The sequence below is a fragment of the Streptomyces sp. NPDC001270 genome, assembly GCF_042896695.1.
Lineage (GTDB): Bacteria > Actinomycetota > Actinomycetes > Streptomycetales > Streptomycetaceae > Streptomyces.
The window spans coordinates 1-23,151 of record NZ_JBIAXM010000063.1; the positions used below are offsets into that span (position 1 = coordinate 1).

Annotated in this window: 17 protein-coding genes and 5 pseudogenes; 16 read left to right on the forward strand and 6 right to left on the reverse strand. The window is 66.8% G+C overall.

Translation table 11 applies throughout. The annotated features are described in order from the left end of the window. Nucleotides 1–230: 230 nt before the first annotated feature. The 3 genes and pseudogenes from ACFY2B_RS44330 to ACFY2B_RS44340 all read left to right on the forward strand — a co-directional run. A pseudogene (locus ACFY2B_RS44330) lies at nucleotides 231–407 on the forward strand (tyrosine-type recombinase/integrase); the annotation flags it as partial. Beyond that, nucleotides 404–727, forward strand: coding sequence for a helix-turn-helix domain-containing protein (locus ACFY2B_RS44335; protein ID WP_390768741.1), 324 nt, complete (start codon nucleotides 404–406; stop codon nucleotides 725–727). The pseudogene ACFY2B_RS44330 and the gene ACFY2B_RS44335, both read left to right, overlap by 4 nt. Nucleotides 728–975: 248 nt before the next feature. Further along, nucleotides 976–2,304 (forward strand): hypothetical protein, encoded by a 1,329-nt coding sequence (locus ACFY2B_RS44340; RefSeq protein ID WP_390768753.1) that lies wholly within the window; start codon nucleotides 976–978, stop codon nucleotides 2,302–2,304. 51 nt (nucleotides 2,305–2,355) lie between these two features. Here the strand turns inward: ACFY2B_RS44340 and ACFY2B_RS44345 are convergent, their stop codons facing one another. Then, nucleotides 2,356–2,880, reverse strand: a complete 525-nt coding sequence (locus ACFY2B_RS44345) for a hypothetical protein (protein WP_390768742.1) — start codon at nucleotides 2,878–2,880, stop codon at nucleotides 2,356–2,358. Between the two features lie 1,001 nt (nucleotides 2,881–3,881). Further along, nucleotides 3,882–4,268: a hypothetical protein gene (locus ACFY2B_RS44350; RefSeq protein ID WP_390768743.1), complete on the reverse strand. Its 387-nt coding sequence runs from the start codon at nucleotides 4,266–4,268 to the stop codon at nucleotides 3,882–3,884. 271 nt (nucleotides 4,269–4,539) lie between these two features. Here ACFY2B_RS44350 and ACFY2B_RS44355 point away from each other — a divergent pair, with 271 nt between their 5' ends. Next, nucleotides 4,540–4,899, forward strand: a complete 360-nt coding sequence (locus tag ACFY2B_RS44355; RefSeq protein ID WP_390768754.1) for a peptidase inhibitor family I36 protein — start codon at nucleotides 4,540–4,542, stop codon at nucleotides 4,897–4,899. 1,137 nt (nucleotides 4,900–6,036) lie between these two features. Continuing rightward, nucleotides 6,037–7,116 (forward strand): hypothetical protein, encoded by a 1,080-nt coding sequence (locus ACFY2B_RS44360; protein WP_390768744.1) that lies wholly within the window; start codon nucleotides 6,037–6,039, stop codon nucleotides 7,114–7,116. Between the two features lie 41 nt (nucleotides 7,117–7,157). Here the strand turns inward: ACFY2B_RS44360 and ACFY2B_RS44365 are convergent, their stop codons facing one another. Together ACFY2B_RS44365 and ACFY2B_RS44370 are read right to left on the reverse strand one after the other, a co-directional pair. Further along, a complete protein-coding gene (locus ACFY2B_RS44365; RefSeq protein WP_390768755.1) occupies nucleotides 7,158–8,090 on the reverse strand; it encodes a tyrosine-type recombinase/integrase in 933 nt (310 codons plus the stop codon). A 99-nt stretch (nucleotides 8,091–8,189) separates the two neighbouring features. Further along, nucleotides 8,190–8,648 carry an NUDIX domain-containing protein gene (locus tag ACFY2B_RS44370; protein ID WP_390768756.1) on the reverse strand — a complete coding sequence of 153 codons (459 nt, stop codon included), beginning with the start codon at nucleotides 8,646–8,648 and terminating at the stop codon, nucleotides 8,190–8,192. Nucleotides 8,649–8,768: 120 nt separating this feature from the next. Here ACFY2B_RS44370 and ACFY2B_RS44375 point away from each other — a divergent pair, with 120 nt between their 5' ends. Beyond that, complete coding sequence (locus tag ACFY2B_RS44375; protein ID WP_390768745.1) at nucleotides 8,769–10,964, forward strand: Tn3 family transposase; 2,196 nt, start codon at nucleotides 8,769–8,771, stop codon at nucleotides 10,962–10,964. After that, on the forward strand, nucleotides 10,961–11,611 hold the full coding sequence (locus tag ACFY2B_RS44380) for a Tn3 family transposase (protein ID WP_390768746.1): 651 nt from the start codon (nucleotides 10,961–10,963) through the stop codon (nucleotides 11,609–11,611). The genes ACFY2B_RS44375 and ACFY2B_RS44380 overlap by 4 nt, the downstream gene beginning before the upstream one ends. Before the next feature lie 61 nt (nucleotides 11,612–11,672). Here ACFY2B_RS44380 and ACFY2B_RS44385 read toward each other — a convergent pair whose 3' ends face one another. Further along, nucleotides 11,673–12,392: a hypothetical protein gene (locus ACFY2B_RS44385; RefSeq protein ID WP_390768747.1), complete on the reverse strand. Its 720-nt coding sequence runs from the start codon at nucleotides 12,390–12,392 to the stop codon at nucleotides 11,673–11,675. Nucleotides 12,393–12,799: 407 nt separating this feature from the next. Between ACFY2B_RS44385 and ACFY2B_RS44390 the strand changes: the two genes are divergently transcribed. Continuing rightward, complete coding sequence (locus ACFY2B_RS44390; protein WP_390768748.1) at nucleotides 12,800–15,859, forward strand: Tn3 family transposase; 3,060 nt, start codon at nucleotides 12,800–12,802, stop codon at nucleotides 15,857–15,859. A 280-nt stretch (nucleotides 15,860–16,139) separates the two neighbouring features. On the opposite strand, the gene ACFY2B_RS44395 is transcribed toward ACFY2B_RS44390, so the two are convergent. Beyond that, nucleotides 16,140–16,631 carry a GNAT family N-acetyltransferase gene (locus tag ACFY2B_RS44395; protein WP_390768749.1) on the reverse strand — a complete coding sequence of 164 codons (492 nt, stop codon included), beginning with the start codon at nucleotides 16,629–16,631 and terminating at the stop codon, nucleotides 16,140–16,142. A gap of 442 nt (nucleotides 16,632–17,073) precedes the next feature. On the opposite strand from ACFY2B_RS44395, the pseudogene ACFY2B_RS44400 reads away from it, so the two are divergent. The 8 genes and pseudogenes from ACFY2B_RS44400 to ACFY2B_RS44435 all read left to right on the forward strand — a co-directional run. Further along, nucleotides 17,074–17,553: pseudogene (locus tag ACFY2B_RS44400) on the forward strand (recombinase family protein); the annotation flags it as partial. Next, entirely contained in the window at nucleotides 17,465–18,493 is a 1,029-nt protein-coding gene (locus tag ACFY2B_RS44405; protein ID WP_390768757.1) for an AfsA-related hotdog domain-containing protein, read from the forward strand. The pseudogene ACFY2B_RS44400 and the gene ACFY2B_RS44405, both read left to right, overlap by 89 nt. Nucleotides 18,494–18,540: 47 nt before the next feature. Continuing rightward, nucleotides 18,541–19,246, forward strand: a pseudogene (gene fabG / locus ACFY2B_RS44410) (3-oxoacyl-ACP reductase FabG). A 35-nt stretch (nucleotides 19,247–19,281) separates the two neighbouring features. Next, the gene (locus ACFY2B_RS44415; RefSeq protein WP_390768750.1) at nucleotides 19,282–19,947 is read left to right on the forward strand and encodes an HAD family hydrolase; all 666 of its coding nucleotides are present in this window, start codon (nucleotides 19,282–19,284) and stop codon (nucleotides 19,945–19,947) included. Between the two features lie 32 nt (nucleotides 19,948–19,979). After that, nucleotides 19,980–20,981, forward strand: a complete 1,002-nt coding sequence (locus tag ACFY2B_RS44420; RefSeq protein WP_390768751.1) for an alpha/beta hydrolase — start codon at nucleotides 19,980–19,982, stop codon at nucleotides 20,979–20,981. Between the two features lie 444 nt (nucleotides 20,982–21,425). Then, nucleotides 21,426–21,470, forward strand: a pseudogene (locus ACFY2B_RS44425) (hypothetical protein); the annotation flags it as partial. A 115-nt stretch (nucleotides 21,471–21,585) separates the two neighbouring features. Continuing rightward, a complete protein-coding gene (locus ACFY2B_RS44430; RefSeq protein ID WP_390768752.1) occupies nucleotides 21,586–22,683 on the forward strand; it encodes a transposase in 1,098 nt (365 codons plus the stop codon). A 228-nt stretch (nucleotides 22,684–22,911) separates the two neighbouring features. Continuing rightward, nucleotides 22,912–23,049, forward strand: a pseudogene (locus ACFY2B_RS44435) (IS5/IS1182 family transposase); the annotation flags it as partial. Nucleotides 23,050–23,151: the final 102 nt, after the last annotated feature.

The following is a 23,151-nucleotide window of genomic DNA, read 5'->3' on the forward strand; positions in this document are numbered from 1 at the left end:
AGCGGCCTGGATCAACAAGCCGGCACCAGACGGCCCACTGATCCCGGCACAGCGTTAGAACGATCTACCTGCCTTGATCGCTTTGACAGGTTCCGTCGCCCGCCGCGACCAGCGCAGCAACGTCTCCCGCTCCTCATCCGTCAGGACCACTTCGACCGTCGGCCGACCCATACGCGCCATGAGCCCAGCCTACTTCTACAGCGAAATAAAGACTCGGGACACGGCATTTCTGCGCGTCCCAACTCTATGGAAACGGGTTGGACCTGCTCGCAATTCAAGAGGTTTTGGGGCATTCCTGGATTGTCACAACGATGCGATACGTCCACGTCCAGCAGACCCGGGTCGAGGACGCCTGGGTCGCCGGGACCGAGCGGGCCGCGAAGCGGCTGGAAGGGCTGATCCGATGAGGTGGAACCTGCGGCTGACGGCCGCGAACAAGGGTATCTGGAAGGCATCCGAGCTCCAACGAAGCCTGGCCGAGCACGGGTTGGTGATCTCCGCCGGGAAGATGTCCGGGCTGTGGTCTGGCCAGCCGGTTTCCCTCAAACTGGAGGACCTGGACGTCATCTGCGTCGTCCTCGGCTGCGCGATCGGTGACCTGCTGATCCCCGAGCCGGGGAAAGTCAAGCGTCCTGGTGAGGAGACCGGCCAGCAGGCTGCCGCTGTAACCAGTGCGGCCGCGGCGGTACCGCGTCGCCGTGACGGCCGGTCTCTGCCGCCGATGTGATGGCCTACGTTCTGCCGGCGGGCAAGAGCAAACCGCCAGCCAGTTGCCCGACCTGCTTCGGCTGGGGCGTGCTGCCCGGCCGCGCCTGCGGCGCATGCGAGAGTTTCCGCCGCAACGAGGAGCCTGCCGAGTGCAGGGGCTGTCGGCGAACAGTGCGGTTGAAGAAGGGGTACTGCCGTCTGTGCTGGCATCAGGCGAGCCAGGACGCCAGGGGGCAAGTCACCGTCTTGGAGCCCTACTTGGAGAAGGTGCAGCATCATCAACTGTTTTTCACCAACCTCCACCGTCCGCGTCAGCCCGGCCCTCCCAGAGGTAAGCAGGGACGGCGTCGGGGTCGCCCGCGCCACCCCGACCCGACCCCCGCCCACCGGCCGGTCTCCGGTTGGCTCCAGCCGCCGCTGTTCGAGGCCCGCCGAGATTTCACCCGGTTCAATCGCCAGGAACATGCCCGGCTCGACAACCCGTGGCTGGCCTGGGCCCGGCACACCGCACATCGTCTCGGCGAAGCGCATGGCTGGCCTCGCGGTGTCAGCCTCGACGTCGGCCGGGCCCTGGTCATCGTGCTGTCCGGCCATGTCAGCGGCGACGTCGTGCGGCACTCCGAGATCTTTCCGGCCCTGCGATCCCGCGGGCTCAGCGTCCAACGCACAGTGGAAGTACTCGCCGACATCGGCGTCTTCCAAGACGACCGAACACCGTCGTTCGAGCAGTGGCTGGAGCGCAAGCTCGAAGGCATCGCCCCCGGAATCCGCCGCGACGTGGAGCACTGGGCCCGCCTTCTGCACGACGGTGGCCCCAGGTCCCAGCCCCGCGACGAGGCCACGGTCTGGGGCTACCTCAACCGGATCCGTCCCGTCCTGCTGGAGTGGTCCACCCGCTATGACCACCTGCGTGAGGTGACCCGCGACGACATTCTCACCCAGCTCGACGCTCTCCACGGCAGCCCGCGGCGGCACACGCTCATCGTGCTGCGGTCGCTATTCGGCCGGGCGAAGAAGAGCGGCACCATCTTCAAGAATCCGACCAGCCGCATCCGCGTCGGCCAGCACGAATACGGCATCCTCCAGCCGCTGGAGCCCGAGCACGTCAATGCTTCCATTGACGCGGTCGCCAAGCCGGCCGACCGTCTGATCCTCGTGCTCGCCGCAGTACATGCCGCACGATTCGGTGCGATCCGGCGCCTCCAGCTGGGCGACCTCGACATCGGCAACCGCAAACTCGTGATCGACGGCCGTGCCCGGCCCCTGGATGAACTGACACTGCATGTCGCCCGCGAGTGGCTGGACTACCGGCGCCGCCGCTGGCCAGACACAGCCAACCCGCACCTGCTGATCAACAAGTTCACCGCCTTGGGCACCGCCCCGGTCAGCGGTGTGTCCCTGACCGCACCGCTTCGCGGCCAGGCCGTCACCCTGGAACAATTCCGTGTTGACCGACAGCTTGAGGAAGCACTCGCTCATGGCCCCGACCCGCTCCACCTCGCCGAGGTCTTCGGTCTGGACGAGAAGACCGCGATCCGCTACGCAAACTCCGCACGGGCGCTGCTGGACCAGGCCGCTGAACAGCCACTTCAGTGAAGTCCGCTTGACCGGTCCACGCCTTTGCCGAGGGTGAGCACGCCGGGAGAGTCAGCATCCGGGGCCGATCGGAGGAGACGATGTCAGGGCGAGGGCAGCGCTCCGCAGCTGGGCCGCCCACGTCTGCTGGTCAAACCCCAACGTGTACTCAATGCAGCAATCGCATTGCGGGATCAGCGCCACGAACGATTGCTCCGCCGCGGTCTCGACCTCCGTCTCCCACCAGTCGTCCGTCGCCAGGTCAGCGGGAGTTATCTCTCCATCGACGAGTCTCGCCGCCATCCGGCGCAGAGCGTGGCGCCGTGCAAGGCCCCGATCCGGCAACCCGATCCCGGACTCGGCAAGTGCTTGCTCGAACGCGTCGCGAATATCGCGGGCATCCGCGTTGCGAGGCCAACCGGCGAGCTCGCACAGCGTCGGGGTGTCCAGCCCGGCCACGAGCGCCTCAGCAGCGATCATCGGCAGATCCTCCGGGCGTATCTCATCCGCCTGATAACGGCACGCCACCTCACCCAGAGACGTGAGGCCACTCTGCATAGAGGTTTCCGGTTCCGGTGTCGTTCCTTCTGCTCTCATGACTCCTACGGTGTCAGCACCGTTCCCAGGGAAGGCACCCAGGGGCGGGCCCACTCGGCACCCACCCCGCATGTTCGTCTGAACCCGAAGGCCGAACCCACGAGAACACGACAATCCATCCTCGGGTTCCCGCGAAAAGCCCTTCAGTTTCCTTGAACTCGCGGGCCTCTTGGGGTGTGACCGAGATACGCGTCAAAGGGGCAACGAGATGATCAAGGCGATGTGGTGATGACGGGCGACGGGGCATGGAGCGGCGCATCCGGCCCCGGGGATGCGCCGGTGTGTGATCCCGTGACACTCCGCCGAGCCATGGCCTGCGACGCCTCCGTGGAACACCATGGGCTGCATCGCCCGCAAGTGAAGGAGGGGAACTCCTGTGCCCCGTTGTAAGTCATGCCCCGACCCGAACAAGGGCAAGTGCCGCACGTGCAAAGGCAGGGGCAAGGTCGATGGCTTCGCCCGCGAGAAAAACTGTGGCACCTGCGGTGGCGACGGCAACTGTTCCAGCTGCGATGGAACGGGATACGTCTCCGTTTTCCGCTGAGCCCAACTTCAGGAGCTCGTGCCAGCAGCGCGGGCCCCTTTGCTCTGCCCGGTGGCATCCCCGTGCCACCGGGACGGCTTTCGCATGCCTGAGCTCATTCGGGGCCACCGGCCGGGTCGTCCTCGGCGAGGATGCGGTACACGGTGGCGACCGAAGGACGCTTGCCCTGGTCGGCGAGCTCTGGCATGTCGCAGAAGCTACCGCGAGGGGCTTTGTGCGAAAGCCGTTTTGCGAGAGGTTGTGAGAACGACGGTCAGGGGCAAACCGGACATGGTCCGGCGAGGTCCCCCGTCTCTCAGAACTACTCATTTCTGCGAACGCGGAGCGTGACGACCTCGCCAAGGATCAGCCGATTCCGGCTCGGGCAACGTGAGGATGCGTGCCGGAACCCGGCACGCACCCTCGTGTCTGGCTCGGCCGGGTCAGCAGTGGAACGGGCGTCTCCGCACGGGCGGGATCAGCAGGCGGCCGTCGTGTCGATCCGGATGCCTGTGACGGTGGAAGCCGACGAGAACTGGATGGTCCCGTTGGGCGGGATGCACTTGTAGTACGTGCTGCCGCCGTACGTGAAGCGGAGCATCGCGCGGTCGTCGTTGCGGCTGTTGTACACCCAGTCGGCCCCGTAGGCCCGGGAGCTGAGGTCCTGGTAGTAGGTCGTGACGTCCTGGTAGGCGGCGTCGGGCATGCCGATGGTCCAGTCGGGCTGGGTCTGGTAGAAGCAGACCCTCGGCCAGTCACACCCGTTGTAGCTGGTGGCCGAGGCGCTGGGTGCCACGGCGAGCGCGGTGCCAGCGAATACGGCGACGGACGTGGCCACAGCGGCGATTCGTTTGATAGCTGCCATGACCGAAGATTCTGCTGCGGGAAGATCCTTCTCACACAGGTCATATCCGGCCGATTCGTGCAACATCCGCGGTGCCCCCATCGCTGACCGCGCCTGCGGGACGCCCACCCCTCCGCCCTCCACGTTCGAGTTCCAACGCCGTGCGCCAACTGCTGTTCCGTCCGTTGTTCCCCGCGGGCTGAATTCCCCCTGCTGAGTGATTGTCGGAGTCTGCGCAAGATCGAGATGATCAGGGCAACTCGCACAGTGAAGGAGCGTTGCCGTGCCCGCCGTGCCCGTCGTAAAGCTTTGCCGGACCGCCTTGGCGTCCGTAGCCGCCTTCGTCCTCATTCCTTTATCCTCCACAGACAGCGCCGCCGCCACCTGCTCGCCCGACCACTTCTGCCTGTGGGAGGGCGAATCCCCCCAGGGGGCCATGGGGTCCTTCGTAACCGGCACCGACGATACGGGGCGGGTCGGCCTTCCCGACGGTGGCGCCACTGCCCGGAACCGGACCACGCAGGACTGGTGCCTGTGGTCTGAGACCGACTACGGGGGGCGAAAGACGGTAGTCAAGCCCGGGGAATGGCTCCAGCTTCCCTTCCGTGCGCACTCCCTGTTGCCTGAGAACACGTGGCGGTGCGTCACCTGATCCTCGCCTCGGCCTTTGCTCCATCCGGCGATCGCCCGCCGTCCAGCCGCGTCGGGCGTGGGGCAGCCGTGCGACACGGCTGATCGAGTTCGGTGTCAGGGAGCCGTCCGGCTGTGCCGGCCGATCCAGTCCTGCAAGGCGTGGTGACGGAACTGAATCGCGATGCCGGAGAGCCGGAACAGGCCAGCCTCGTAGGCCCAGTCGAGGAATGGTGAGTCCAGGCTGAGTCGCAGGTTCTGCCAATACCGATGGCCACCCCCAGCCAGAGCCCGAGCACTGCTCCGTCACCGAAGGCGGTCCAGGATAGCCACGGGTAGGCCGCCAGGTTCGCAGCGCCGAATCCGACGCTGAATGCAAGCGCGTAGAAGGTCAGAACGACAGCTTGGAAGGCCAATGCCTGCCCCATCAGCCGGCTCGGCCGACTAACGGCCGAGGGCCGACGGGCCAAGACGACCTCTGTGGCGAGGACCAGCCCGACGGAGACGAAGGAGAGTCCGTACGCCTGGCCGACCCTAGGCCCGTACCCCTGGCTGAACCAGAGGCCGAACGTGTAGCCACCCGCCAAACCGGCCACAGGCCATACCAACGCGAACAGCATCCGGCGCCTGCCGGAGGGAGTGCGCAGCAGGGAGGCGTCCAGTCCGCGCAAGCGGTCGACCCCGCGCCCCGCCCGGGCGGTCACCCAAACAACCAGGAGTGCCCCGGCCAACAAGAGCGCGCGTCCGGGAGTGTAAGGCGGTATCCAGTAGGAGGTCGTGGTGTGGTAGTGGCTGAGCACAAGCAGCAGGAACAGCGTGGTCAGCCCGCCCTGAAGAGCCATTGTCTGTCACCAGCCGCAAACGGCGGTGATCAGTCCTCGGACCTGGTGGGTTGGGGCAGTTCCGGCGTGCTCGTCGCCTCAGTGAGGACGTGGCTCGCCTCTCGCCGTTCGTCAGGCACCACATCAATATGCTCGGCCGGTACTCTTTCCAGCTCCCTGAGCTGCCCGGCGGCCTGCGCCCGCTACGCGACAAGGACTCCCCCGACGACGAATAACACCAAGGAGTAGAGGTCTCGAAGGTCTTCGACTGGCACACGAGGTCCTCGATAATCTTCCTCTCCACACCGGGACTTGGGCCACGTGCTAGGGGGATACGTATGCCGAACTCTTCAGGCACCACCGGCGGGAATGCGAGCGGAAGCCCTGCGGCCAATGGAGCGGGTGACCAGTTACCCCCTGCTGCCGCACCAGGCCCGCAGGGCGCATCGGGGGGACCCACACCGGCTCCACAGTCCCCTGCGAATCCCCCCACCACGCCGCCGCCGGGGGCAGCACCAACACCAGCTGGTTCGTCGACCACTTCTTCGGCCTCGGCAGCGGCGCCGGCTGAGCCTTCGACGACCGGCACGCCGTCTGCACCTGACAGCGATCTGGAATCGAGATGGAGGCACAAGCCCAACCTCATCGGCCTGCTGACCCTGGTCGCCACCGTCGTAGGCATCGTTCTCGCGATCTATTACGGCAACGACTCTTCCGAGTCAGGGCAGTCGCAGGCGAAGAGCGGGGATGTGCAAGCAAGCACGGGAGTGTCAGAAGCAGCACGCCAGCCCAATCTCAAGGTCGCGAGGATCGCCGCTTACATCAAGGAGGGCATCGACGGCAAGGAGCAGACCGATGCGGGACAAGAGGCCCTCACGGATCTGCGGGGCCCGCATCTGGACATCACGTTTGAGAACCGAGCCCCTGGTCCGTCTCTGATCACCAAAGCTACGTTGCGTGTTCGTGAGGCCGGAGTCCTGCCGGGATGCCACCAGATCGGAGGCGAACTGGCGATCTCCGTGAATTACGACTTCCCCCTGCCCGACAAGCTGCCGAAGACGCCTTATGAGCAGTCGAAGGACATCAGCTTCACGGTCGAGGACAACAAGCTCGATCGCCTGACCCTCACCATGGGGCCAGAGAACCACGGATGGGAGAACCCGTGGTACGGAGTGGTAGATATCGTCTTTGAGCACGACGGGACCAAGACCACTGTCAGCCCCGTCGCTGTGGTCGACACAGGAGGCGATGCTGAGTTCTACCCCGATGGCGACACCTGGGTCATCAAGAACATCAGCATCCCCACCTGCTTGGACGAGAACGCCGCGCTGGTGGACCGCCTCATGAGCATCCCTGATGTCACCGTCTCGAAGGAATTGAAGACGTTGCGAGACAAGCTCACCTCGATGGGCCACTGATTCCCCTGATGGAGCTTTGGCAGGCCGCCGACGGGCACACTTCAGCGCCTGCTGCCGCCGGGAGCGAGCAGGCTGGTGACCTCGGCGATCGCCTCAGCCGAGGGGTGGAAGTAGCGCCGTAGGTTCTCCGGCTTCTTGTGCCGGGACTTGGCCATGAGCATCGGCAAGCTGGCCCCGGCCTCGCCAAGATGGGTAAGGCCGGAGTGCCGGTACTCGTGCAGGTCCCAGCCCGTACCCTGTACCCCGCCGATGGCCGTGTGGGTGTCGAGCAGGGCGCGGGCCTGCCCGTACGACAGCCGTACGAGACCCGTGTCCGGGCAGACGTCGCGCGGGCTGACGACCTTCCCTGGCCCGGGTCGGCGGTGGGTGACGAACACCGGGCCGCGCGTACGGCCCTTGATCAGCCGGGGCAACAGGCGCGCGGTTCCAGCGTCCCAGTACACGGTCTCCAGCATGAACTCCTCGCGCGGGGCGCCCCGGCGCCGCGTTCGCGGCTGGGCGCCCTTTGCCTTCACCGGGGCCCGGCGCCCGGCCAGGTCCAGCTCCTCGATGTTGACGCCGAGGATCTCCTCCGACCGAGCGACCGTCTCGTACAGCATCCGCCACAGCGTCTTCTCCCGCAGATGGACGTCGCGGCGGCCGATCAATCGGTCGATGGCCATCTTCGAGCGGGCCGGGGTCTGCAAGTCCGGCGCGGGCATCCGCTTCACCCAGGCCGGCACCGCCGGGCGGTCGTACCCGCGCTCGGCACACCAGCCCAGCCAGGACAGCACAGCCGCCCGGCGGGCGTTCCAGGTGTTAACCGCTGCTTCGCCCCACAACTGTTCCAGGGCGCCGCCGATCTCGTCGTCCGGGACGGTCGCGAGCGGACGGACCTCGCCGAGCCGCTCGGCAGTCTTGCTGACCCCGATGCCGTACGACCGGAGGGTGTTGGGGTATCGCCGAGGTGAGCCCAGAAGCCGCCAGTTGTTGATCTTCGAACCCGGATGGCTCGTTACGGGATGTCCGGCCTCGGGACTGGTGGGCTCGCATGTAGAGGTGTCGCGAATTCGGCGTGCGGTTTCGGCGGCTGATTACCGACTGTCACCGGCAACGGTGGTCCATCGCGGGTCGATGCGGCCCAGCCATGTGTCTTGATCGTCGGCCAGTGGTTGCTTCAGGGGAAGCGGGAGGAACCGGCAGACGAAAGTGAGGCCGGCGTCGTCTCCGTCGCCGTGGACGTGGTGCTCCCACGCATCGAGGGTGTCCGCGGGTGCCTGGAGGTAGAAGAAGCCGGTTCGTCGTGGCTGGCCCGTGTCGGGGTGGGGCTTGTCCTCCACGGTAATCTGCCGGACCACTGTGGCTGTCAGCAGACCGGTCTCCTCTGCGACCTCTCGAAGAACCGCGTCTTCCAGCCCTTCGCCCGGCTTGACTCCTCCTGCAGGGACCTGGGTGCCGGCCTCCGGCATACCGACATGGTCGAACACCAACAGCTCAGGAACGGCGCGACGCCGGATCACGTATGCGGCGACGCGGACTCTGGGTCGGGTCATCCCGACATTGTCCGTCATCGGCGCCTTTCATGATCGCCGGGGGCGTATCGGCTCCAGGTTCCGCCGGCCTCGGTGACCAGGCGGGTAGTGGTCTTGTCGTGATAGCCGAGTGCCTTCGCGATGACCCCGAGCTGGTCTCACTTCAAGCGGCTTCTCACGCAGCTGGACTGGGTCGATGCCCTGGGCGACACCGTGGTGTGGATGGACGGCGTCGCTTCACGGAAGATCACTGACTTCGCGGGCGAGGCGGACTCGCTGGACGCCTCCGAACTCAAGGCGTACGCGCCGGTGAAGCGGGTCGCGCTGGTGCCGTGCCTGGTGCACAAGGCGAGGATGCGGGTCCGCGACGATCTGGCGACCATGCTCTGCAAGCGCATAGGGACGAAGGCCAAGAGGGCGAAGGAGGAGCTGGAGGCGATCCGGCTCGCCGAACGGGAGATCACCGAGGCGCTGATCGGCAACTACCGCAGCGTGCTCAAGGACATCGACGAGGATGGTCCGGCGCACGTCGCGCTGGCGAAGGCCACCGAGATGACCGCCGAGGCCGTGGCCGCCCTTGAGGGGCTGGACGAGCGGGCGCCCATCGAGGAGATCGCCCAGCGCCTGGACGGCGAGGTCTCCCCGGCCGTCCTCGCCCTGCTGGTGCAGTCCGGCGGGCTCGGCGCGGTCACGAAGACCGTGGAGGGCTTCGGCGGTTTCGCCAAGCAGTACGAGCAGATCGAGAAGGTCTCCGCCCATCACGGCAACTTCTGGGAGGTGCTGCTGTACGGGCGGATCGGCCGCGACCGGGCGCTGATGTTCGACCTGGCGGAGAAGCTGGAGTTCACCGTCACCTCGGAGGACGGGCGGGTGCTGGACGCGCTCGCACACGCGCAGCGCAACGAGGCCGCCCGCGGCGAGTACATCAGCGCGCTCGGCGAGGACGGGGAGCCGGTCGACATCTCGTTCGCCACGCAGAACTGGCAGAAGGCCGTGGTCGACAGGAGCAGGCCGGGGCAGTTCGTCCGCCGGCACTTCGAGGCGATGGTCTTCACCTACCTCGCCGAGGAACTGCGCACGGGCGACGTCGCGGTGGTCGGCTCGGAGGAGTACGCCGACTGGTCCGAGCAGCTGCTGGCCTGGGAGGTCGTCCAGGAGACGCTGGGGTCCTACCTGGTGGAGGTCGGCCTCGCCGACCCGGGCGGGAGCGCCGAGTTCGACGCGAAGTTCTTCCGCCGGCAGCTGGAGGACAAGCTGCGGAACGCTGCCGCTGCGGCGGACGCCGGGTACCCGGAGAACGATGGGCTGGTCATCGATCCGGAGACGGGTATCCCGTCGCTGAAGGCGTTTAGGGCGGACGGTCAGCGGCCCTCGGTGAAGCGGCTGGAGCAGGAGATGAAGGTGAGGATGCCGGAGCGTTCCCTGATGGGGATCGTGGCCCGTACCGCGTACTGGGTGGAGTGGTGGCGCCGTTTCGGCCCCCCGTCGGGCAACGAGCCCAAGCTCACCGACCCCTTGGGCCGCTACGTGATCGTCACGTTCGTCAAGGGCACCAGCATGGGCCCGTACGAGGCCGCCCGGCACATCCCCGGCGTGAGCGGGCACGAGCTGTCGTACGTCGCCAACAAGCACTTCTCCATCGTGCTGCTCAACGAAGCCGTCGCGGACCTGGTCAACGCGCACGCCCGCCTGGACATCTCGCAGGCGTGGGGCGACGGGACCGCCGTGGCGGCGGACGGCACCCACATGGACACCTACCTCGACAACCTGCTCTCTGAGACAAGCGTCCGGTACGGCAAGCCCGGCGGCATCGCCTACCACCACGTCTCGGACACCTACATCGCGCTGTTCACGCACTTCATCCCGTGCGGGGTGTGGGAGGCCGTCTACATCATCGAGGGCCTGCTCAAGAACACCAGCGAGGTGCAGCCGACCACCGTGCACGCGGATACCCAAGGCCAGAGCTTCCCTGTCTTTGCGCTCGCCCACCTCCTGGGCTTCGACCTGATGCCCAGGATCAGGAACTGGAAGGAACTGACCTTCTACCGGCCCTCCAAGCAGAGCGAGTACGTGCACATCGACGCTCTGTTCGGCGAGCCGGGCAAGCAGGTCATCGACTTCGACTTGATCGAGTCCCAGGTCCGCCACCTGATGCGCGTGGCCGTCTCCGTACGCGAGGGCACCATCTCCTCCTCCACGCTGCTCAAGCGCCTGCGGTCAGGGTCGCGGAAGAACGCCACCTACGCCGCCTTCCGCGAGGTCGGAGAGGTCGGACGTGTGATCCGCACCGTCCAGCTCCGCGCTGCCTCTCGGACGCGCCGCTGCGCCGGCGGGTGACCGCGGCGACCAACAAGGTCGAGTCGTTCAACCGGTTCTCCCAGTGGATCGGCTTCGGCAACCGCGGCGTCATCGCCGACAACGACCCCATCGAGCAGGAGAAGGCGATGAAGTTCAACGCCCTGCTCACGAACGCGGTGATCTTCCACAACGCCCTGGACATCGCGGAGATCGTCCGCCAGCTGCTGGAGGAGGGATGGGAGATCGACCCGGAAGACCTGGCGCACATCTCGCCGTACCTGACCGAGCACATCAACCGGTTCGGTGAGTACAGCACGCACGGGCTCGGCATCCAGCCGGAGGCGTACGATCCGAAGCTGGATGTCGACTTCACACAGCTGCGTGAGCAGGACCGACCTGACCGCCGCTGGCCTCGGCCAGGCGGCCTGACCGCCCGTGCCGGAGGGCTTCCATACAGGTGCACGGTTTCCTCGACACCTTGGTCCCCCAGGCCCGCGCATGGGCCACCGTCCTGGCCTCGCCCGAGTGGTGGCACCTTGAGGCTGAAGACCTCCCCGCGCATCTCTCCGGCGTCGAACTCGCGCACTGGACTAACCGTCAACTCCGCAAGAGCGGTCTGTACACGGCCTGTTGGTTCCGCGAGAGCGAGCCCGACACCGTTTCCTGATGGCGCCTCGTTGGGGTGACCGGCGGACTCTGTGCCCATATGAATATCTGAGCAGAATAGGGGTTGTGTAGAAAGTGCGATCAGTGTCGCCTATGCTGGCGCTGCTGAGCCAGTTCTAGCAGGATGTCGCTGACACTGAAGTGGTTATCCAGTTCTTCGCGTATTCCCATCAGCGCCTCCTTGGCGGCTTGAAGCTCACGACTCGGATTCGTCTCGCGAAGGTATGCGTCGATCAGGTTAGAGAGTTCGGGGCCGTCGCGAAGTGAATCGAGCCGCGGAAGTTCTTCCCATTGAATTGTTGGCGGTATAAGAAGGCTGAATTGCCGCTGCCTGATATTTCCGATTCCATGTACGGGCCGGGGCTGCTCATCTTCGATTCGCTCTGCCCTTTGAGGGAGCACGCCCGTGTTGAGGATTTCCACAAGATCCATTAATGCCGTAATCCTCTGCCACTTCCCCGCCGTGATATGGCGCTTCAGTTCTCCAAATGCTTCAGGAGCGAGAGCCGTGAGGCACCTGCCATACTCAAAGATATTGTCGTTCAGTTGAGATATTGCCGCCGCTTGCCCGTGTAGCAACTCGTCGAACTCACGGCTCCTGATTCCGCCCGAATATCCTGCACGCGCTTTCTGGAGAATCTCAACGATTCGGTCACCTCTCCAGAGAATTTCATAGGAGTCTAGATAGATTGCGAAAATGCGTGCGCCAAGTGCGCGCTGCTTTGACTCTCGGCGCGACGCCATTGCGTTGGGGGTTAGGTTGATAATGGCGTCGAGGATGCTCTTGATCAGCTCGTACATTCGACTTCTCCGTCACTGAAATCTGCTGCCGTTCACTCTCAGCGCCCTTCGGACGTGCGCTATCTCCTCTCCAGGATCAGGGCAACACTACTGCTCGGCCCGACACTTGGGGCGGTAACTGGGGCATGAGACCCATATGGGATCTTGACCAGCCGCTATCGGGGGCCCGCCGCAGTAAATGCCGGATTTACTGCGGTAGAGCCTCTACCGTGATCGTCGAGACCTGCGGCGGGGCATTCCGGCCACCGGGGTGAGGCGTACGCATTTACTGCGGCAGTGCCGGGAGGCCCTGTTCTCGTATAGCTGCGGCCAGGTGGCGCGTAGCTCTGAGTAACCTTCCGACAACAGTTGTGATCTTCTGATCTTCGCTCCGGTTCCGCCTTGCCACGCTGGAATGATCCAACTGGTTGCGCGAGGGAGCACGGGTGCGGCAGGACTGGGAGCCGGAAGACCTGATCGAGGTCTGGACGCTGCTCGAAGACGACATGAAGAAGGTCCGGAACAAATCCGGGGCGACCCGGTTGGGCTTCGACCTGTTGCTCAAGTTTTTCGAGGTGGAGGCCCGGTTCCCAGAGTCCGCCAAGGAGCTGCCTGCGGCGGCGGTGGAGTACGTGGCCCAACAGGTGAAGGTCCCCGCCGCAGCGTGGGCGGACTACGACTGGCAGGGCGACCGGATCAAGCGGCACCGCAAGGAGATCCGGGAGGCGTACGGGTTCCGGGCGAACACCGAGGAGGACCAGGAGCGGCTGGCCGAGTGGCTGGCCGCCGAGCTGTGTCCAGTGGAGCTGTCGCGGGATCGGCTGGCGGCGGCGGTGGTCGCCCGGTGCCGTAACGATCACATCGAGCCGCCGGCCCCGGGGCAGGTCGGGCGGCTGGTGGGCAAGGCGGTCAAAGACTTCGAGGCCCAGTTCTGCCGCAGCAGGTTGGAACGGATCTCGCACGCGACGCGCTCGCGCCTGGAGGACCTGGTCGCCGGCAGCGAGAACGAGACGGGCGAGGGAGCGGACGGTGAGGGCGCGGGGTCGGGTGGCGGGCGGTCGCACTTCGCCGAGCTGAAGGCCGACCCGGGGGCGCCGGGGCTGGAGAGCCTGCTGGCGGAGGTAAACAAGCTGAAGCGGGTGCGGCGGCTGGAGTTACCTGCGGACTTGTTCGCGGACGTGTCGGAGAAACTGGTGGACGCGTGGCGGGCGCGGGCGTCGAAGGAGTACCCGGCGAACCTGGAGCGGATGAAGCCGCCGCGGCGCCTGACGCTGCTGGCCGCGCTGTGTCATGTGCGGCAGACGGAGATCACCGACTCGCTGGTGGACCTGTTCATCCAGTTGGTACTGAAGATCAACACCCGGGCGGAGCGGAAGGTCGACAAGGAGCTGAACGCCGAGCTGAAGAAGGTCCGGGGTAAGGAGGGGATGCTGCTGAGGGTCGCGGAGGCGGCGTTGTTCGAGCCGTCTGGCTCGGTGCGGCGGGTGATCTATCCGGTGGTCGGCGGGGAGAAGACGTTGAAGGCGCTGGCGGCGGAGGCCGCGGCGAACGAGGCCCATTACAAGGCCCGGGTGCGTACGGTGCTGCGGTCGTCGTACTCGGCGCACTGGCGCCGGATGCTGTCGCCGTTGCTGGGCGCGCTGGAGCTGAAGTGCAACAACACCGCCTACCGCCCGGTGATGGACGCGATCGACCTGCTCCAGCGCTACCTGGACCAGCCGCTGAAGGAGGGCGCGTTCTTCGATCCGGCGGAGAGTGTGCCGCTTGCCGGGGCGGTGCCCGAGCACTGGCGGGCGGCGGTGGTGGACGACAAGGGGCGTGTCGAGCGCATCCCGTATGAGCTGTGCGTGCTGGTGGCGCTGCGGGACGCGTTGCGGCGCCGGGAGATCTGGGTGGTGGGGGCGAACCGGTGGCGTAACCCGGAGGACGACCTGCCTGCGGACTTCGAGGACAACCGGGATGTGCACTACGCCGCGCTGGGCCAGCCGCAGGACGCCGGGGAGTTCATCGCCTCCTTGCAAGGCAAGCTCCGTACCTCGCTGGACCGCTTCGAGCAGGCCCTCGCGGAGGGCACGACGGGCGGGGTGGCGATCGTCAAGAAGCACGGCGAGCCGTGGATCAGGGTCTCTCCGCGCGGCAAGCAGGAGGAGCCGGAGAGCCTGGTGGCGGTCAAGGGCGAGATCGAGCGGCGCTGGGGGACCATCGACCTGCTGGACATCCTGAAGTACGCCGAGTTCGACACGGACTTCATAGCCGAGTTCACCTCGGTGGCCACCAGAGAGATGCTGTCGAAGGATGTGCTGCGCCGCCGCCTGCTGCTGATCCTGTTCGGGCTGGGCACGAACATGGGGATCAAGCGGGTCGCGGTCACCGGCAAGCATGGCGAGAGCGAGGCGACGCTGCGCCGGGTGCGGCACCTGTTCGTCAATCGCGCCAACAAGCGCGCGGCCTTGCGGAAGCTGGTGAACGCCACCTTCGCGGTCCGGGACGAGATGTGGTGGGGCACCGGTACGGCGTGCGCCTCCGACAGCCGCAAGTTCGGCGCCTGGTCCTCCAACCTGATGACCGAGTGGCACCAGCGTTACCGGGGCCCCGGCGTGATGATTTATTGGCATGTGGAGCGGAAATCGGTCTGCATCTACAGCCAGCTCAAGTCGTGTTCGGCCTCCGAGGTCGCCTCGATGATCGAGGGCGTGCTGCGGCACTGCACCGACATGGTCGTCGACCGGCAGTACACCGATACCCACGGTGCGTCCATCGTCGGGTTCGCCTTCGCGCACATGCTCGACTTCAAGCTGATGCCGAGGCTGAAGAACATCGGCTCCGCGAAGCTGTACCGGCCGGCCGCCGGTCAGGACGACCAGTGGCCGAACCTGGGCCCGGTGCTCTCCACCAAGACGATCGACTGGGACCTGATCGCCCAGCAGTATGACCAGATCGTGAAGTACACCACCGCCCTGCGCCTGGGCACCGCCGAGGCTGAGCAGGTCCTGCGCCGGTTCACCCGAGGCGGCCCCAAGCACCCGACGTACCGGGCGATCGAAGAACTTGGGCGGGCGGTGCGGACCTCGTTTGTCTGCGACTACCTCGCCGACGTCGAGATGCGCCAGGAGATCCACGAGGGGTTGCAGGTGGTGGAGAACTGGAACTCCGCGAACAAGGACCTCTTCTACGGCAAGGACGGCGACCTGGCCGGTGCGGACAAGGAGTCCCAGGAGGTCAGCATGCTCGCACTGCACCTGCTCCAGTCCGGGCTGGTGCACGTCAACACGCTGCTGATGCAGGAAGTCCTGGCAGATCCGAAGTGGGCGGACAGGCTCACCGACGCGGACCGACGGGCGCTGTCGCCGCTGTTCTGGACCCACGTGAACCCGTACGGCAGGTTCGAGCTGGACATGAACAGCCGTCTCGATCTTGACCTGTCCGTCCGGGCGACGGTGCCCGGCCCGCGCACCCCGCGGGATGAGACTGCCGCAGCCCCGGCGTGACACCCGGGCTCCGGGCCCAGCCACAGCACGGGGGAAGACGAGTTGTCCGGAACGCTGAAGCGTTCCGGACAACGTGCGTGAGCGGCAGGGCTACTGGGGAGAGCCACAGGTCCCAACCGCCCCCGTGCGGACCAGGGCGGGGTGCAGGCGGCGGGGCAGGGCGCCTTGCCTCTTCCCACTGCCTCAGCCATTCGCGGAGCACGGTCAGGGACGGGGAGTCGGGGGCGTCCGCGAGGATCGTGCCGTTCTACTCGACGGCGGCGACCGATGATCAGGCTGATCAGCGGTCTGATCCGAGGTCCTTGCCGTACCAGATCTCCATATACGGACCCGTGCAGTACGCCGGGATCTCGGCGTAGCCGTGGCGGACATACAGTGCGCGCGCCTCGATCAGGTCCAGGCGCGTGTTGAGGACCATCTGACAGGCGCCAAGTGAGCGGGCCTCCTCCTCCAGCAGCTCCAGCAAGAGGCTCGCGCCGTTCTTTCCACGGAAGGCTGGGCGTACATAGACACGGGTGAGCTCAGCCCGCTCGGCGTCCAGCATCAGTATCCCGCCGCAGGATGCGGCCTCTTCGCCGTAGTGCCCGACGACGAACTGGCCGGTGGGCGGGGTGAGCAGTTCGACGCCGTCCCCGGCCAAGCCCCGGTCGATCTCCTCGGACGTTGCTGGCCGCTTCCAGTAGCGGCTCGCAACCTCGTCGTAGTAGTCACGGCGCAGACTGCTCGCTCTGACCGAGTCGAAGGCTTCACGGGCCAAGGTCCAAGACGTCATGACCCCATCTATAACGGGGACGCAAGCATCACGGCCAACGCATTTCAGGAGGAGCCGGATACCCCGCCTCACCCCGCTCAGCGCGGACGAGTACCCAGCAGCCCGCCGGATGACTCTCAGAAACGACCCTTTGCCAGAGCAAGATCAAATGGAGCGGGGTGAAGATCGGCGAGAAGCGGATCCGCTCTCAGAACCCGTTCGCGCTCAAAAGTTAAAGAAGTGGGGTTCTGCGACTTACGTTGTGCGAAAATCCGGGCTCATGACGGACCCTCAAGAACCTTCCGGCGATCCCGAGTCCGAGGCCGATCTCGTCGAGCGCCATCCGTGCCCGAAGTGCAAGGCCGCCCCCGGCTCGCCGTGCCGCTCGCGCAGCGGAGCAGTCACGAGCGCGTACCACACCGGCCGCTTCACCAAGGTGCCGAAGCTGGCGAAGGAGCTGCGGATGCCGACCCCGGCCAACCGGAGTCCGGGGCAGCCGTGGCGGCCAGGCAAGCCGGTGCCCGCGGCCATCGACTCCAGTCTGCCGAGCGCGGACATCCGCATCGGCTACGCCCGTTGCTCGCACCTCAGCCAGGAACTCGACTCGCAGCTGGACGCGCTCGCCAAACACGGCATCGGCAGGGACAAAATCTTCAGCGAGAAGATCAGCACCCGGATCAAGGTCCGCCCTCAGTTCGAGGAGGCGCTGAAGACCGCCCGGAAGATCAAGGCGCACGCCCCGCACTGCCGGGTCATTCTCACGGTGTTCGAGATGAAGAGGCTGGGGCGCGACGCGGCAGAGCTCACCGCCCTCGCGGACCATCTGACTGAGCACGGCCTGGTTCTGGAGATGCTTGCCGGGCCGCTGCCCGGAATCTACGACCCCACCGGCCCCGGCAAGCTGCTGTTCGGCTTCTTCGCCGCGATGGCGGAGACGGAGCGGGAGAATATCCGGGAGTCGACGCTGGAGGGGCTGGAGACTGCGGCCCGCAAGGGCAAGTACGGCGGCCGGCCCCCGGTCATCACCGACGACATGCTGCACACCGTGCTGCGGCGCAACGGGAATCCCCGCGACACACGACCCGCTGCTCCTGCTGGAGATCTGCCGCCAGGCGTCCATCTACGGCGCCCACGCGCAGCTGGACGTCCCGCTCGAAACCACCTTCATGGTGAACGACTGGGCCATCGACCTGCGGGACAGCGCGGTCCTGGTCATCGGCGGCAAGCCGGGCGAGCTGGTCCTGAGCGAGACCATGACGCCGACGTACGACCGCAGGAACCGCATCACCGCGCTGCGCTTCGACATCGGGATGGAACTGGCCGGGGAAACGGTGGGGACCGGGCACATCCGGGTCAGCTCCGCGCCCACCTCGCAGTACGCGGCGCTCCGTTTCATGCAGCGCGGCAGCACGCCGCCGATGGCCTCGGCCTTCCGGTCGCCGGACGGCGCCGCCCGGACCACCGAGCAGCCGGCCCGGGTGGGGCGCGTCAACCCGGCGAATGTCGTGCTCGCCGACACCGAGTTCGACACCGAGCGGGGTTCCCTCTCCGCCGCACTGGCACCGGACTTCGGCAACAGCGGCCTTTTCGACCACGACTACGACCACATTCCGGCCATGGTCCTGATGGAGGCCGCACGCCAGTCGGCACTGCTGCTGACACCGGTCCGCACGGCTTCCGGCGGAAATCAGCGGACCGCCTCCCTGTCCGCACTGGAAGCCTCGTTCTCCCGTTTCGCCGAACTGGATTCCCCGGTACGGATCTGCGCCGTCCCCGATTCCCGGCAGGGCTCGCTCCACCGGGTCGAGGTGACCTTCGAGCAGTCGGACACGACGGTGGCCGTCATCGGCACCGAAGTCCGCCCGTCGGCGACCGCCGGCTGACCGCTCTCCCCGACGCAGCCGTATCTTTCCCACAGCGAGGAGCTGAAATGAGCAGGACCATCCTGGTGACCGGAGGAAACCGCGGCATCGGACTGGAGATCGCGCGGGTCATGGCGAATTCCGGCGACAAGGTGGCCGTCACCTACCGCAACGGTGTGCCTCCCGCCGAGTTCTTCGGCGTACGCTGCGATGTCACCGACCGCGACGACGCCGAACGCGCCCTGGCCGAGGTCGCCCAGCAGTTCGGCCCGGTCCAGGTGCTGGTCGCCAATGCCGGCATCACCAAGGACGCGCTGGCCCCGCTGATGTCCGAGGATGCCTTCCGGGACGTCGTGGAGACGAACCCTCGTGGCGGCGTTCCGCTTCGCCCGGCTCGTCGCGCCCGAGATGGTGCGGGCCCGGCAGGGGCGCATCGTCTTCATGTCGTCGGTGATGGGTTTCCTCGGCTCCCCTGGCCAGGCTAACTACGCCTCCTCCAAGGCCGGGTTGCTCGGTCTCACCCGCTCACTCGCCTGGGAACTCGGCTCCCGGAACATCACCGTCAACATGGTGACGCCCGGCCTGATCGAGACCGACATGATCAAGGGTGTGAAGGAGAAGCGCCGCGAGGGCCTGCTGGCCCAGACCGCGCTGCGGCGCACCGGAACGCCCGCGGAGGTCGCCGAGGTGGTCCGGTTCCTCGCGAGCGACGCGGCCTCGTACGTGACCGGAGCCTCGGTTCCGGTAGGCGGCGGCCTGGCGATGGGGCAGTGAGCGTGGCACCGGATCCGCACCGACAGGGGGAAGACATGCAGGGGTCCGCCGGTTCTCCGGTCCGTGCCGTCTGGACGGACTACGGAGGCGTTCTGGAGGTTCCGTCCACCAAGGTGACGGTGGCCAACTTCTGTGGGAAGACCGGCATTCCCCCGCGGCAGCTGCTCACCGCCATGGAGAAGGTCGCCGCCTCCTACGGGGTGGACCTGCTGGCACCGCTCGACACCCCGCTCGTCACGCAGGAGGAGTGGTCGGCGCAGGTCGAGGACGTGCTGCGCGCCGACGAAGGGGTGGACGTGGACCTGTCCGACTTCCCGGCGCGCTGGTTCGAGGGCCGTACGGCCAACGAGCCCTGGGTCGCGCACCTACGCCGGCTGAAGGCCGGCGGGGTCTTCGTCGGGCTGATGTCCAACATGGTGCCGGCCTGGGACGAACACTGGCGCCGGGTCGTCGCCCCCGAGGGGCTCTTCACGGAGTTGGTCATGTCGTTCGAGATCGGGAGCCGCAAACCGGAGACGGGCATCTTCCGGGTCGCCGAGGAGCGCACCGGATTCCTGCCGCACGAATGCGTGCTGGTCGACGACATCGAGAAGAACTGCGCGGGGGCCAGGCAGGCCGGCTGGCAGGCCATCCACTTCACGGACCCCGCGCAGGCGATCAGCGAACTGGACGCACTCCTTGGAGCGGACGTCCCCGAGTGACGGCGCAACCTTCCGAACGGGCAGAGAACTCCATGCCGCAATCGTCACGCGCCGCCGCCCCCGCCTCCCTCGAGATCGTGCTCTACGCCCTGGGCGTGCCGGTCTCCGGGCTGCTCGCCGAGCCGTCGTCCGGCACCCCGCGTGCCGTGGTCGTGGCGCTGCACGGAGGCGGGATCCGGGCCGGGTACTTCGACGGCCACATCGAGCCCGGCCACTCGCTCCTGGAGCTGGGCGCGGATCTCGGCTTCACGGTCCTCGCGCTGGACCGCCCCGGATACGGCAAGTCGGCCCCCTTCCTGCCGGAGGGGCTCGGCACCCAGGAGCAGGCCATGCTGCTGCGTGCCGCGCTGCGGGACTTCGCGCGCACCCGCGCGATCGGGGACGGCTTCTTCGTCGTGGCGCACTCCAACGGGGCGAAGCCCGGGCTCGCCATGGCCGCGCAGGACCGCGAGGACAGCATCATCGGTCTGGACGTCTCCGGCCTGGGCAGCACACCGGCGACCGAAGACACGATCCCACGGCGCGGGACCGGCCGTATGGACTGGTACCGGCACTGGGGCGATCCGGGCCTGTACCCAGCGGGGACCTTCCGCCGGTGCCGGTCGCTGCTGGCGCCGATCTCGGCCCAGGAGATCCGGGAGTTCCCACTCTGGCCCGACATGTACTCCGGCATCGCCGCCTCGGTGCGGGCACCGGTCCGCTTCACTTTCGCCGAGCAGGAACCGTGGTGGCGGTCCGACGCGCTAGCCGTAGCCGACCTGACCGCTCCGCTGGCCTCCACGCGGGTGCGGGTGGACCACCAGCCGGACGCCGGCCACAACATCAGCCTCGGCTGGGCGGCGCGGACCTATCACCTCCAAGTCCTCGCCTTCCTGGAGGAGTGCCTCCTCGCCCGCCGGACCACCGCAGCCTCGCCCCCGGCCCCGGCCCCGGGTGAACCGCCGACCGGCGCCGACGGGGTTCCGGCGACCGCTTCCTGGCAGTTCCTCACCAGGGTCATGTTTCCCCTCGCCCTGGCCCCGGACCTGCCCTGACGCGGAGGCATGCTGCCACACCGCCCGCACGCTGCAACTGAGCTTTTAGTACTGTTTCATGGAGTTCTACCCGGTTTTTCTGGTGACAGGGGCATGAGGCAGGAGGGAAGGAGGTCGAACAGCGATGACAGAGGATTGCTTTCTTTCCGGCATCTCCCGTCTCTTGCCAACTCGCCCCCGCCCACGGCCTTTTGCCCAAGACCATGAAGTTACGGGTCTGGGTGTGGCCGCAAGTGGGGTCTGATCTGGAGGAACGCCGGACGTGTGAAGCGGAGCCCCGGTAGAACTGGCTGGTTCCGCCAAGACAAGCCGTTCACAGCACCGGAGGCTCCGCTGTCGGATCAGCGTGCCATCACCCGCGAGATCGTGGTAGCCGACGGTGTCTTCGCCCCAAGGCATCTGGGTGAGTTGACGCAGATCGTGCGGTTCGAGTTGGTCGCTACGGTGCTGGCCGAGTGCGGGGCGGTGCAGCAGCGGCTGCGGAAGCTGCCGGCCCGGGTGGTGGTCTACCTGCTGCTGGCCGCCGCGCTGTTCGAGGAGTGCGGGGCACCCGGCTGTGTGGCGCAAGCTGACCGGTACTCTTGGGGCGCTGCCGCTGCCGAGGGTGACCGCGACAGGGTTGTGGCATGCCCGCACCCGGCTCGGCGTGCGCCCGCTGAAAGCCCTGTTCGACCTGCTGCGCGGCCCGGCTTGTGCGATCCGCACCACCGGGGCCCGCTGGGCCGGACTGCTGGTGGTCGCCGTCGACGGCACGTACCTGGACGTCGCCGACGACCCGGACGTGCGAGCCCGCCCGGGCAAGGGGTCCAACCAGTACATCGCCGCCTCCGGCTACCCCCAAGTCCTGCTGGTCGCCTTGGTGGCCTGCGGCACCCGCGCGGTCTTCGGCCCCCGCAGGCCGGGCGAGCCCGTCCTCGGACGCCGCCTGCTGCGCTCGATGCACCAGGGCATGGTCGTGCTGCTGGACCGGGGATTTGCCACCAATGCCTTCCTCGAAGCCGTCGCCGGCACCGGTGCCGGCTTCCTGGCCCGGCTTTCCGCCGTGCGCAAGCCACCCGTCCTGCGCCGGTTCGACGACGGCTCCTTCCTGTCCCAGATCGGCACGGTTCGGGTCCGCATCATCGAGTGCGAGATCACCATCGCCACCTCCGCCGGGCGGCACACCGGCGTCTACCGCCTGGCGACCACCCTGCTCGACACCCGCCGCTACCCGGAGTTCGAGATCGTCAAGATGTACCACGAGCGGTGGGAAGTGGAGTCCGCCTACTTCGCGGTCAAGAAATCCATGCTCGACCGCCGCGTGCTGCGCTCCCGGACCTTGCCGGGCATCGCACAGGAGATCTACGCGCTGCTGACCCTCTACCAGGTGATCAGGATCGCCATCACCGACGCCACCAGCACCCTCCCTGAAGCCGACCCCGACCGGGCCAGCTTCAGCATCGCCCTCCAGACCGCCCGCGACCAGGTCATCCAGGCCGCAGGCGTGATCGCTGACACCACCATCGGACGCGCGGTCCTGGACAACCTCATGCCCGCCCGCCGACCACGACTCAGCCCCCGCGCGGTCAAACGCCCCCTGTCTCGCTACGCGTACAAGAGCCTCCGCGTCGACCGACGCACCTACAAGGCGGCCATCAGCATCGACACATCCTCTCGACAGAGCCGATCAGCCCCAAATGGCCTTGGCCTTTTGGCCCCATGAGCGACTCTGCCGAGGATCTTGGGATTCGTAGGCGGGATGGCGTGGTCGTCGGGCAGTCTGGCTTGGTTTCCAAGGTTCGTCTGCATGAGGCGATTCGGTGTCGCTGCGCCCCCGTTCCGGTGAGCAAGTCCCGTCCCTGACCGTGCAGGTGGCGCGAGCGAGTATTCCCGCAAGGACGACCGCGATGTGGGTACGGGACCGGTTGGACGGACTGTGGCGTGACGAGGACAGAGCTTCGCGCTCCTGCACTGGTTCCGCCGGTTACGCATCCGCTGAGAGATCCGCGACGACATCCACGAAGCGTTCCTCAGCCTGGCCTGCAGCATCATCTGCTGGCGCCGACTGAGGAACCTCCCACTTTGTTAGGAGTTCTTAGGGCGTGCAGATCTTTAACTCGTGGCTTTCCGCTCGCTGATTCGTTGGTCTGGCATGAGCAGTTTGGAAGCACAACGGGCCGTGCTGGCAGTC